Raw genomic sequence first — 13,020 nt, 5'->3', positions numbered from 1 at the left:
AGGGGTGTTTTAGACTGCCATCATTGCTTAGTGAACCATCAGTTCTAAGCGACAAATGCAAAGTAGAGAATGAAGACGACCATCATCGTCCACATGAGGGCGTTTACTTCACGCCACCGGCCTTTGACCGTCATGGTGATTGGGTAGAAGATAAAGCCAACGGCCAAACCTTCTGAGATACTATAAGTTAATAACATCATAATCATGGTGAAAAAGGCTGGGACGGCGATTTCAAACTTGGTCCAGTCAATGTATTGGACGTTTGATAGCATTAAAATACCAACGATAATCAGGGCTGAAGCGGTCACCGCGGACGTAATCACCGTCAAAATTGGAGAGAAAAAGGCGGCGATGGCAAACAAGAGGGCAACGAAGACGGAAGATAACCCAGTACGGGCTCCCACGGCAACGCCGGAAGTCGATTCAACATAAGCCGTTGTCGGTGACGTGCCAAAGACTGCTCCTAAAGTTGTGGCGAGTGCACCACTAAAGAGCGCTTTACCAACGCCTTTGACTTCGCCGGATTCTTTGTCCACCATGCCGGCTTCGGTTGCCACCCCAACCAAGGTTCCCGACGTATCGAAAAGGCCAATGATGAAGAACGTCAGGATGACAATGATCATTTGAAACGAATTAATATTACCAAGGTGTGTCACGGCTTGACCAAAAATCGGTTGAACGCTTGGAACCCCACTGATAATCCCAGTTGGTAGGGGAATAATCCCGAAGATCATTCCGACTGCGGCGGTGATGAACATGCCCCAGAAAATACCACCAGTTACATTAGCGGTGACTAGCATGATGCCGACGATAATCCCGAAAATCGCCAACAAAACGGTGGGACTGTGCAAGTTACCCAGGGCGACCGCGTTGGACTTATTCGCAACGATAATCCCGGAGGTTTGTAGTCCTGAAAAAGCAATGAACAAGCCAATTCCGGCAGATACGGCGTATTTTAGCGCACTTGGAATCAAGTTGATCAGTTTATCGCGTAACTTGGAGAGCGTTAGTAGGATGAAAAGAATTCCGGCAACAAAGACTCCCGCCAAAGCGGTTTGCCAAGGAATGTGCCATTCCTGGACAACTGTATAAGTAAAGAAGGCATTCAGCCCCATCCCCGGTGCTAATGCTACGGGAAAATTGGCAACTAGCCCCATCAAGAGACAACCAACGATGGCCGCTAAAATCGTTGCGGTGAAGACGGCGGTCTTACTCATACCAGTACTTCCCAATAGTTCGGGATTTACGGCCAAAATATATGACATGGCTAAAAAGGTCGTCAGACCACCAATCAACTCGCGGCGGACTGAAGTGCGGTTTTCACGCAAATGAAATAATTGTTCTAGAATAATGACCCACTCCTAAAATTAATAAAAAACTAACAATTCAACAATTGTCTAGTATAACATACTGATTTTTAGGGTAACAGGGGATTAATCAGTTTATTGCCTCACGATGGCTTGTTTTTGGAATGGACCAGGTTTAGATGACTCTTCGGCAGCATGGGCAAGTTTTATGCCAAGTCGAAAGAAAGTTACTTTAAAAAAAGTCTTCATCGGTACGACGCTTGACATTCAGCAAAAAATGGCAGTATAAAGCAATCAATAGAATGAGAGCGGCTATTAAGTAGCAGAACAAAAAAACAGCGGTTCACTGCCAGATTAGGACTGTGAACCGCTGCTTTTAAGCGTCATAATTAAGGTTGTTCTGTTTCATTGAGACCGACTGATTCATCATCAACCGTGTTTTCGGCTGCGTGGCGGTTGAAGAGTAAGTTAAGGCCAACTGCGGCTACACTACCAACGACCACCCCGTTGCTCAACATGATTTGAAGTGCACCAGGTAAGAATTGGAAGATATTGGTTTGCACCGTGACGCCCAAACCAAGACCAATCGAAACGGCTGCCACGAGTAAATTATTGTTATTGCGGAAATCGACTTGAGCTAACATTCGAATCCCTTGAATGCCAACGATCCCGAACATGACGACCATGGCGCCACCAAGTACTGGGTCGGGGATAATCGTCGCTAGCGCACCAATCTTAGGCAGTAGGCCCAATACAACTAAGAACGCAGCGGAAAAGTAAATTGGCTTTCGCGTCTTGACACCAGATAATTGAACGACGCCGACATTTTCAGAAAACGTTGAATAGGGGAAGGTACTGAACAAGCCACCGAGGATGACGGCAATTCCTTCTGCCCGGTAACCACGTTTTAAATCGTCGCCTTCAATTTTACGACCGGTAATGTCGCCAAGGGCAAAGAAGACCCCGGTCGATTCAACCATCGTTGTTAAGGAGACGAGGATCATGGTCAAAATGGATGACCATTCAAAGTGCGGGGTCCCAAAGTAAAAGAGGGTCGGTAAATGGAACCAGCTAGCTTCAGCGACGGGTTTTAAAGAAACCATCCCCATTGCCCCGGCAATCAAAGTCCCAACTAAAATACCAATCAGAATCGAAACGGATTTCATGAAGCCACGTGCAAACACGCTAATTAATAAAATAATTGCGATGGTGAGAAAACCAATGCCAAGTGCTTGCAAGTTACCGAAATCCTTGGCACTGGTGTCGCCGCCACCAAGATTTTGGAAGGCGACCGGAATCAGCGTGAATCCAATAATTGTGATTAGCGATCCCGTAACGACTGGTGGAAAGAGGTTCTTGATCTTTGAAAATAAGCCGGCAATCAGAAAAATAAAAATACCAGCACCAATGATTGAGCCATACATGGTCCCCAGCCCATATGTTTTACCGATTTGAATCAACGGATTGACGGCTTGAACGGCACAGCCAAGCACGACGGGAAGCCCGATTCCTGTTAGTGGTGTACGTTTTAATTGTAGGAACGTTGCGATCCCACACATGAAAATGTCGATTGAGACTAGGTAAGTTAATTGTTCTTGGCTGAAATGCAAGGCCGCGCCAATCAATAATGGCACGAGCACATCACCCGAATACATAGCTAACAGATGTTGAAACCCTAAAATGGCCGCCTTAACATTGGTAATTTTAGGTGCTGCGGATACTTCCTTCAAATCAATCTTCCTCTCTCGATTAAGCTGATTTGCCTATAAAAAAAGTCACCCCGGCAAACGGGATGACCTCGTTTGCTTATAGTCCAACCTTTACGGGGTTGGGTAGAAACTCGTCAACCATATCATGACATTATATAGGCAATTACCACTTATTTGAATGAGACTTATTCTAGCACAGATGAAAACCGAATACAAATGTAGCCGAATAAATTAATGTTCGTGAAAACGATATTTTTTTGGAAGATGAAAATGAAAACGTTCACTTTTGTGATTGTTGATTATGCCAAAGTAGCACTGCCATTTCTAGTGTTTGGGTCTGTTCAGGATCGTCCAAGTTCAACGTTAGCATTTTTTCGATCTTTTTAAGGCGGTAAATCACCGTATTGCGGTGAATATCTAGGTGGCCGGCAACTTCGGCAATGTTTTGATGGTAATAAAAATAGCCATACAGGGTCGTGAGTAGATTAAGTTGTTCATTCGCACTGACGCCACTGACGAGTCCACCCAAGACCCGCTCGACAAATGAACGAGCTTCATTTTGTGGGATCAGTGAAATTAGTTCTTTGACGTACTTGGGCCGGTAGATCGTGACTGCGTGGGGACTGTTTTTGCTGAGGGCCAAGGCTTCTGCCGCTTCATTATAGGTCGTTGCGAGTTCGGTTAGCGGTAGGGTCGAATAGCTGTAGCCGGCAATCAACCGCGCCTGTTTATCCAACTTTGGCTGAATGAATTGAACGAGGGCGGTCAGAAAGTGCTGGGCATTTTGTTGGTCATTGATTAATAAGACCAATTGCTGCTTTAATGAAAAAACAATGACGGATGCTTGGTATTCTTTAATAAACCACAGGGTCAGTTGCTGAACCTGTTCCAAGAGATGGTTACTTAAGAGGGCCTGGTGATTAGTCGTGACTAGAATGGTGGCGCAGTGGAACTTCGTACTCGGATCAATATTGCGGGCTTTCAGAGTCTTGTTCACGAGGTCGTTTGAAATACCGCCATCCATTACATTTAAGTAGAAACCACTTTGGTTGCGGAATGCGGATTCGTTTAACATGTCCACCCGACCATTGACGAAACTCAAGGTGTTTAAGACGACTTGCGTCAGCATCTGATCAGTTGAGTTGGCCGGGTCCAAGTCGACGACGCCTACAAAGGCCTTATTTTCCTTATAAGCCGAAAATAGTGGCATGATGGTCAGGTCATTTGCTTGGTAAGGGAGAATGACGCGGGTATTGAGGTTGAAATAGTCGATATCGGTTTGATTGCGTAAAAAATCAGTCAAGGTATTGCGGGTCATCGGTAAATCTTGGGAAGCACTGACCACCCGAAAATGACTATCCATTAAGAAGAGAGGATGATGAATTAGCTCGCTACATTTATTCAAGACCGTGGTGTTCGTTGGGTCTTTGAGCAACAAATCCGCTAGTGTTTGGTTTGCCTTGACGATGCGACTGAGCTCATTAGTTTGTGACTTTAAGATGATGCTCAGCATTTTGCGCATGGTTTCAGAAATCAACTCATCACCGGGTGTAATAATGATTGGAAAAGCGAGTTCATTCGCTAATTCCAGCACCTTCTTCGGCAAATGGTCAACGTAACGATGATCCTTAAATCCGAGACCAGCACAGTTGGCATTGTGCATCGCCTTGATCAAAGTTAGTGGGTCGGTGGTTGTATTGACGAAGGGATATCCGTTCGTAATCAAAAACTGACCATTAGCAAGGTAGTCAGCAATGTCAGGTGACTCGATCATTCCGATATTACTAATTTCGCGTTTGAGACCGCGTTCACCCGCAATTACCCGCATATGTTGCATTGATGGTGTTTGTAATAGTGTTTGTAAACGCATGGTAAGTCCCCCTAAAATTAGTTATCTTTAACAAGTAGTATACCGATAATTTGGCAGTTTGACTATAATTAAATGAAAAATAGATTAAAAACAAATGAAGTGTCGAACCAGTGTTATGGGTTACGGAATTTAATTATTTGAAAGGTTTATCCTCATTTAAGCGCAGGAGTAGCCGGCGCAGGACTGCTGAAGAAGGTTTTGTTTAGTGTAAATTCACCTGGTTAGGGCGTTGGATGCCGACATACAGAAACGGGGTTCGCTCGGGTTGAGACTTCCAGTTAGCTAAGTGAAAGTTCACCCCTCAACGTTGCCGTTGAGATAATCTTCAGTTTCAACCCGTCTGAACTTCACCGGCTTCCAGTGCTGAGTATTGTCAGCAACGCCTTTCAGTCGAGGTGGTGTTCAAGTGATGGGTGGACTTAACTTTTGCTGAGTTTGTTGTTGCTCATAAAGGGTAGATTTCGCATATAATGATATTTTGATAGACCATTTGTTGCTAAATTAGCACGTTAAGATTGAAACAGTCATTAAAGTGAATTGATGGTCTCCCAGCTTTAATTGAAGTTCTAATATCAACGGATTCAACGACCAATGGTACTAATATTAGGCGACCGCTCATCATTTATTCTTAGAGGACGGAATAAGACGATCACGTGTCACGATTGGAAATCTATTGAACTCGCCAGGTTCCTCAATGATGCTTGTCAACATAAAGGGCAAATGACCAAAGTCGTCAGATAATTAACGCGACTTAAGTTGATTAGTCCTTGACAGTTGTGGTGGAGTTCGTTACACTTAGTCCAATTAAACAAGCACCTTTAACTTAGTCCTGTGAGGCTAACAAGGGGAACGGTCATGTAGGGTCTCCCACGCTTTTCGCAGGAAAACAGGGTGACTCTTTTTTTACCCCGTGGATTAAGGTGAAATTACAGAAATGGAGCTGACAAACTAATGGCACGAGAAGTCGTTGATGCAATGACCATGCGCCGCGCGCTGACGCGGATCACTTATGAGATTATTGAGCAGAATAAGGGTGTTGGTAACCTGGTATTTATCGGTATCAAGACTCGTGGGATTTTTTTGGCCCAACGGTTAGCGCAACGATTGAAACAGTTGGAAGGCGTTGACGTGCCAGTTGGTTCGCTAGATATCACGTTATATCGGGATGATCATCATGCGGTTGATGTTGCCGGTCAAGCGAAGCTAAATGGTGCTGATATTCCGGTTGATATCAATGGCAAACACGTTATCTTGGTCGATGATGTCTTATTTACAGGTCGGACAGTTCGGGCTGCGCTAGATGCCTTGATGGACCATGGACGTCCCGCAAAGATTTCGTTAGCGGTCTTAGTCGATCGTGGACATCGTGAATTACCGATCCGGCCTGATTTTATTGGTAAAAATATTCCAACGGCCTTGGATGAACAAGTCAGTGTCGCCCTTGAAGAACACGACGGACATGATGGAATTAGTATTGAAAAATTAGAAGAATAATTTAATTGAATAAAACCATTTAATTGTTTCCAGAGAGGAACGAAACGGTTTGGTCATGCGTGACCACTTAATCGGAGTCTAGCCTCTTTGCAAACATTTTTGCGGAAGCTAGACTTTTTTTATACACAAAGGAGACGGCAATAGCCATGAAAACGAGTCAAAACCTAGTTAGTGTTGAACAATTTAGTAATCAGGACGTGATGGCCTACTTGAAGTTGGCCCAAGCTTTCAAGAATGGAAAAACGGTACAACTGTCACAGCCAACGTTTGCGATGAACTTATTTTTTGAGAATAGCACCCGCACACATACAAGTTTTGAGATGGCCGAACGACGATTAGGATTACAGGTGATTCCGTTTGACCCAAAGACTAGTTCCGTGACTAAGGGCGAAAGCTTGCTGGATACTTTGAAAACGATTGAAGCCATTGGCGTCAACTTGGCAGTGGTTCGGCATCCACGCGATCGTTATTATCAACCACTTCTCGACGCCGGGTTTGACATGAGTTTGCTCAATGCTGGTGATGGTAGTGGGCAACATCCGTCACAATCGTTGTTGGATATGCTAACTATTTATGAAGAATTTGGTCATTTTGATGGTTTAAAGATAGCTATTGTGGGTGACTTGGCCCATTCACGTGTGGCCCGTTCCAATATGGCGTTACTGACGCAACTAGGAGCCCAGGTTTACTTTGGCGGCCCCAAAGAATGGTATGGCCGTGACTTTGAAGCATACGGCGAATATCAGACGATGGACCAGTTAGTCGCAACGATGGACGTCATGATGTTATTACGTGTCCAACACGAACGATTATCGCAAGTGAACAATCAGACCTTCGATGCGTCTGCCTACCATCAACAGTATGGGTTGACGACTGAGCGCGCCGCACGAATGCCCAAGCATGCGATTATCATGCATCCGGCCCCCGTTAATCGAGGTGTTGAGCTAGCGAGTGACTTAGTTGAAGCGCCGCAATCACGAATTTTTCAGCAGATGACGAATGGTGTTTATATTCGGATGGCAATGGTGGCGAGCGTCCTCGCTCATCAAGGATTAATTTCAGCAACTCAAGTGGAGGTTTAACGCATGACAACATTAATTAAGAATGCTCAAGTGTGGCAAGCAGGGCAGTTACAAACAACGGATATCCTGATTGCCGAGGGCCGAATTAAGGCGATCGGGCATCAACTCCACGATCAGTTTGGACCGGCGGATCACGTCATTTGTGCCGATCAGCACTTTGTTAGTCCGGGCTTTGTCGACGTACACGTCCATTTACGCGATCCTGGTCAAACAGCGAAGGAAACGATTGCGACCGGAACGTTAGCCGCGGCGCATGGCGGTTTCACAACGGTCGGAGCAATGCCTAATGTGGATCCGGTACCTGATACACCTGAGCGGGTCGCGACGATGGTGGCGCGTAATCAGCAGGAAGCACATGTTCACGTCGCACAATATGCCAGCATTACGACTGGGCGGACTAGTGAACAGCTCGTTGACTTTGCCGGCATCAAAGCTGCGGGGGCCTTTGCCGTCAGTAACGATGGTTCCGGTGTTCAAACGGCCGGAACCATGTTTGCAGCCATGCAAGGTGCTGCTAAAGTTGGGTTGCCATTAGCGGCACACGTTGAGGATGATTCGCTTTATCATCATGGCGTGATGAACGCGGGGCCCGTTGCTGATCGGCTAGGATTGCCTGGTATCAATAATGTTTCAGAAGCGGCCCAAGTGGCTCGTGATGTCATGTTGGCCGAAGCGAGTGGGGTTCACTACCATGTTTGTCACGTCTCAACGGCGGAAAGTTTACGCGTGATTCGCAATGCGAAAGCAGCTGGCATCAACGTGACTTGTGAAGTATCGCCCCATCATTTACTCCTTTGTGATGAAGATATTACGATGGATAACCCGATGTTAAAGATGAATCCACCGTTGCGTTCAGCCAAGGATCGCGCAGCGTTAGTTGCGGGATTGTTGGATGGCACAATCGACATGATTGCGACGGACCATGCGCCGCATACTGATGCCGAAAAACAGGGCAGCATGAAGACGGCAGCCTTCGGGATTACTGGGATTGAGACTGCCTTTGCCACGCTATATACGGCGCTGGTCAAGACCCGGTTACTGACGCTCGGTCGTTTAATTGAACTGATGAGCACGCGTCCGGCTGAACTATTTGGCTTAAATACAGCCGGCCGGTTGGTAGTGGGGGCACCGGCTGATCTAACCATTATTGATTTAGATCATCAATATGAAATCGAAGCGGCCACCATGTTATCGAAGGGGCACAATTCCCCGTTTATCGGTTGGCCCGTTTATGGCAACGTCTTAATGACACTAGTTGACGGTAAGTTGGCATATGGAAAGGAAACGCAAGCATGAAACGATACTTAGTACTTGAAGATGGTACGATTTACCCCGGCACGGGGTTTGGTGCGACAACGGCCACGGTTGGTGAATTAGTCTTTAATACCGGCATGAGTGGTTATCAAGAGTCGATCACAGACCAGTCTTATAATGGCGAAATCTTGATGTTTACGTATCCTTTGATTGGAAATTACGGCATTAATCGGGATGACCATGAGTCAATCAAGCCAACTTGTAAGGGCGTTGTTGTTCACGAAGTTGCCCGACGAGCCAGTAATTGGCGTAATGCTCAGTCGTTGGACGATTATCTAAAACAGAATGCGATTCCTGGCATTATGGATATTGATACGCGGGCGGTCACTAAACATATCCGAACGAAGGGCGCGATGAAGGCCACCATCGTCGATAACGTCTTACCAGATACGGTTGACCGGCTCAAAGTCACGGAATTAAATCGGGCCGTTGTTGCCCAGAGCTCAACGAATAACGCCTATCCCAACCCAGCGACAGGTCCCAACGTGGTCGTCGTCGACTTTGGGTTGAAGCATTCGATTTTACGCGAATTAGCAAAGCGTCAATGTAACTTGACGGTGTTGCCGTACAATACCACGGCGAGTGAAATCATGGCTTTGAATCCGGATGGTGTGATGTTGACGAACGGCCCTGGTGATCCCAAAGATGTTCCGGGAGCCTTAGAGATGATCAGAGAAGTGGAAAAACATGTGCCGCTATTTGGAATTTGTCTCGGACATCAACTTTTTGCGCTAGCAAACGGTGCGGACACGTTCAAGATGAAGTTCGGACATCGTGGGTTTAACCATCCCGTTCGTGAGATTGCAACTGGGCGGATTGATTTTACGTCGCAAAACCATGGTTACGCGGTGGATCGGGATTCATTAGCGCAGACTGATTTGTTAATCACCCATGAGGAGATTAATGATGGTACCGTGGAAGGCTTGCGGCATCGCGACTACGCGGCCTTTTCCGTGCAATATCATCCGGACGCAGCGCCGGGTCCTCACGATGCTGATCATATTTTTGACGAATTTATTGATTTGATGGCGGCTAATCAAGCAACCCAGAAAGGAAGCCAATTCAATGCCTAAACGGACAGATATTCATAAAATTATGGTAATTGGTTCAGGACCAATTATTATTGGTCAGGCCGCAGAATTTGATTATTCTGGGACACAAGCTTGCCTGGCATTAAAAGAACTCGATTATGAAGTGGTCTTGGTCAATTCTAACCCCGCAACGATTATGACGGACAAAGAAATTGCGGACCAGGTCTACTTGGAACCAATTACACTTGAATTTGTTTCACAGATTCTCCGCAAAGAACATCCGGATGCGATTTTGCCAACTTTAGGCGGCCAGCAGGGCTTGAATATGGCGATGGAATTATCTAAATCGGGTATTCTCGATGAGTTGCACATTGAACTGTTAGGAACGAAGCTCAGCGCAATTGATCAGGCGGAAGACCGGGAACAGTTTAAGGCACTGATGGAAGAATTGGGCGAACCCGTGCCAGCTTCTGGTATTGCGCGGACGGTTGACGAAGCGTTGGCTTTCGCTGAGCAAGCTGGTTATCCGGTCATCGTGCGACCAGCCTTTACGATGGGGGGGACTGGCGGTGGCATCGCCGAGACGCCCCAACAGTTACACGACATTACCGAAAATGGGTTGGCGTTATCACCAGTGACCCAAGTTCTGATCGAACAAAGTATTGCCGGGTACAAAGAAATTGAGTTTGAAGTTATGCGTGATGCTGCGGATAATGCGATGGTCGTCTGCAATATGGAAAATTTTGACCCCGTGGGGATTCATACCGGTGATTCAATCGTCTATGCACCTGTTCAAACGTTAGCAGATCGCGAAGTGCAATTATTACGGGATGCTGCTTTGAAGATTATTCGGGCGTTGAAGATTGAGGGGGGCTGTAACGTTCAGTTGGCCCTCGATCCGAATAGTTTTAATTACTATATTATTGAAGTAAATCCGCGGGTCAGTCGCTCATCAGCGTTAGCCTCCAAAGCGACTGGTTACCCAATTGCTAAGATGGCTGCCAAGATTGCAGTCGGCTTGCATTTGGATGAAATTAAAAATCCGGTGACGGGAACCACTTACGCTGAATTCGAGCCAGCGTTGGACTACGTGGTTTGCAAGATTCCTCGCTGGCCGTTTGATAAGTTCACCCATGCTGATCGTCGTTTGGGCACTCAGATGAAGGCGACCGGCGAAGTCATGGCGATTGGGCGCAATATTGAAGAAGCCACACTAAAGGCGGTCCGATCACTAGAAATTGGGGTGCACCACGTTGAAGAACCCGCTTTGCGTAGTGTTGACGATGATGTACTCAGCGATAAGCTCATTCATGCGCAGGATGATCGGTTATTCTACTTAACGGAAGCAATTCGCCGCGGTTACCCGATTGATGAATTAGCCGAACTCACTAAGATCAACGTGTTCTTCCTGGATAAGCTATTACACATTATTGAAATCGAACAAGCCTTGCGTACCCATACGGATGACTTAGAGACACTAACTGTCGCTAAACGCAATGGCTTCGCCGATCAAACGGTAGCTGACTATTGGCACGAAACGATCGACCAGGTTCGCGACTTCCGCTTAGCGCACAAACTAGCGCCGGTCTATAAGATGGTCGATACTTGTGCCGGTGAGTTTGCTTCGGAGACACCTTATTATTACGGCACTTATGAGTTTGAAAATGAGAGTATTGTTACGAAACGCCCATCCGTTTTAGTGTTAGGGTCAGGGCCGATTCGCATTGGACAAGGGGTGGAATTCGACTATGCCACCGTTCACTCCGTTAAAGCCATCCAAAAAGCTGGCTATGAAGCGATTATCATGAATAGTAATCCGGAAACCGTCTCGACTGATTTCTCAGTATCAGACAAATTGTACTTCGAGCCACTGACGATTGAAGACGTCTTAAACGTGATCGAACTTGAACAGCCGGTGGGCGTCATCGTGCAATTTGGTGGTCAGACAGCGATTAACTTAGCGAAACCATTAGCTGACCATGGTATCAAAATCTTAGGGACGAGTGTGGCGGATGTCAACCGTGCGGAAGATCGCGATGAGTTTGACAAGGTCATCAAAGCCTTGGCGATTCCGCAACCGGCTGGTGATACAGCAAGTGATGAAGCGACTGCGCTAGCGATTGCAGATAAGTTGGGCTATCCCGTCCTGGTTCGGCCCAGCTACGTGCTCGGCGGTCGGGCGATGGAAATCGTTAAGAAGCGCGCCGACTTGGACTACTACATGCATAACGCGGTCAAGGTGTCGCATGACCACCCCGTCTTAGTGGACAGTTACTTAGTCGGCAAGGAATGTGAAGTTGATGCCATTTGTGACGGTCAAACAGTCTTGATTCCGGGAATTATGGAACACATCGAACGGGCGGGTGTCCATTCTGGCGATTCGATGGCCGTTTATCCGCCACAGTCACTTTCGGCGGCGGTCAAAGCACAAATTGTGGATTATACTGAAAAATTAGCCATTGCGCTCAACTGTGTCGGGATGATGAACATTCAATTCGTAATCCACGACGACCAAGTTTATGTGATTGAAGTCAATCCGCGCGCGAGCCGGACGGTGCCATTCTTAAGCAAGGTCACGAACATTCCGATGGCTCAAGTTGCGACTCGGGCAATCCTTGGCCAGTCATTGGCTGAACAAGGTTATCAGACTGGCTTGGTCACACCAGGACCCTTAGTACACGTCAAAGCGCCGGTCTTCTCATTTTCAAAGTTGAATCGCGTGGATAGTTTGTTGGGACCAGAAATGAAGTCAACCGGTGAAGTCATGGGCAGCGATGTCACGATGGCGAAGGCACTTTACAAAGCCTTTGAAGCGGCTAAGCTTCACGTGCCGAGCCACGGTAACGTCCTTTTGACTGTCCGGGATGAAGACAAGCCAGAAACGGTGGCGTTAGCCAAGCGGTTCCATGCGTTGGGCTACCAATTGCTAGCGACTCGGGGAACGGCGACTGCTCTGACCACACACGGGTTACCCGTTACGACCGTCGACAAGATCGATAGTGGCGAGCATGATTTGCTGCATCGCATGGAAGCTGGCGAAATTCAAGTCGTCATTAATACGGTTTCGGATGAAGAACAGGCTGAAAATGATGGTACCCTGATTCGAAACACGTCAATTATGCACGGTATTCCGTTGTTTACGGCCTTAGATACGGTCGCGGCAATTTTGCAAGTACGAGAATCACAATCATTTGTAACGCAGGCGCTCTAAAT

8 protein-coding genes and 1 riboswitch are annotated in these 13,020 nt (G+C 46.8%); of the genes, 5 read left to right on the top strand and 3 right to left on the bottom strand.

What is annotated here, in order from left to right:
- Window positions 1-44: 44 nt before the first annotated feature.
- The 3 genes from V7R88_RS10915 to V7R88_RS10905 all read right to left on the bottom strand — a co-directional run bounded on the left by V7R88_RS10915 (window position 45) and on the right by V7R88_RS10905 (window position 4,886).
- Window positions 45-1,352, bottom strand: a complete 1,308-nt coding sequence (locus V7R88_RS10915; protein WP_003644722.1) for an NCS2 family permease — start codon at window positions 1,350-1,352, stop codon at window positions 45-47.
- A gap of 344 nt (window positions 1,353-1,696) precedes the next feature.
- Window positions 1,697-3,037: a nucleobase:cation symporter-2 family protein gene (locus tag V7R88_RS10910; RefSeq protein ID WP_003645874.1), complete on the bottom strand. Its 1,341-nt coding sequence runs from the start codon at window positions 3,035-3,037 to the stop codon at window positions 1,697-1,699.
- Between the two features lie 59 nt (window positions 3,038-3,096).
- Window positions 3,097-3,195: riboswitch (purine riboswitch) on the bottom strand.
- Window positions 3,196-3,296: 101 nt separating this feature from the next.
- Window positions 3,297-4,886 (bottom strand): PucR family transcriptional regulator, encoded by a 1,590-nt coding sequence (locus V7R88_RS10905; RefSeq protein WP_054397741.1) that lies wholly within the window; start codon window positions 4,884-4,886, stop codon window positions 3,297-3,299.
- A gap of 951 nt (window positions 4,887-5,837) precedes the next feature.
- Between V7R88_RS10905 and pyrR the strand changes: the two genes are divergently transcribed.
- The 5 genes from pyrR (at window position 5,838) to carB (ending at window position 13,018) form a co-directional block, all read left to right on the top strand.
- Window positions 5,838-6,380, top strand: a complete 543-nt coding sequence (pyrR, locus tag V7R88_RS10900; protein WP_003639428.1) for a bifunctional pyr operon transcriptional regulator/uracil phosphoribosyltransferase PyrR — start codon at window positions 5,838-5,840, stop codon at window positions 6,378-6,380.
- Window positions 6,381-6,526: 146 nt separating this feature from the next.
- Window positions 6,527-7,462, top strand: coding sequence for an aspartate carbamoyltransferase catalytic subunit (locus V7R88_RS10895; RefSeq protein ID WP_054397740.1), 936 nt, complete (start codon window positions 6,527-6,529; stop codon window positions 7,460-7,462).
- Window positions 7,463-7,465: 3 nt separating this feature from the next.
- On the top strand, window positions 7,466-8,758 hold the full coding sequence (locus V7R88_RS10890) for a dihydroorotase (RefSeq protein ID WP_003644720.1): 1,293 nt from the start codon (window positions 7,466-7,468) through the stop codon (window positions 8,756-8,758).
- Window positions 8,755-9,849 (top strand): carbamoyl phosphate synthase small subunit, encoded by a 1,095-nt coding sequence (locus tag V7R88_RS10885; protein WP_011101887.1) that lies wholly within the window; start codon window positions 8,755-8,757, stop codon window positions 9,847-9,849. Before V7R88_RS10890 ends, V7R88_RS10885 begins: the two co-directional genes overlap by 4 nt.
- Window positions 9,842-13,018 (top strand): carbamoyl-phosphate synthase large subunit, encoded by a 3,177-nt coding sequence (gene carB / locus V7R88_RS10880; RefSeq protein ID WP_054397738.1) that lies wholly within the window; start codon window positions 9,842-9,844, stop codon window positions 13,016-13,018. Before V7R88_RS10885 ends, carB begins: the two co-directional genes overlap by 8 nt.
- Window positions 13,019-13,020: the final 2 nt, after the last annotated feature.

Source organism: Lactiplantibacillus argentoratensis (genome assembly GCF_037290055.1).
Taxonomy (GTDB): Bacteria; Bacillota; Bacilli; order Lactobacillales; family Lactobacillaceae; genus Lactiplantibacillus; species Lactiplantibacillus plantarum.
The sequence above is the reverse complement of the archived record's forward strand: the minus strand, read 5'-3'. Positions and strand labels throughout refer to the sequence as shown.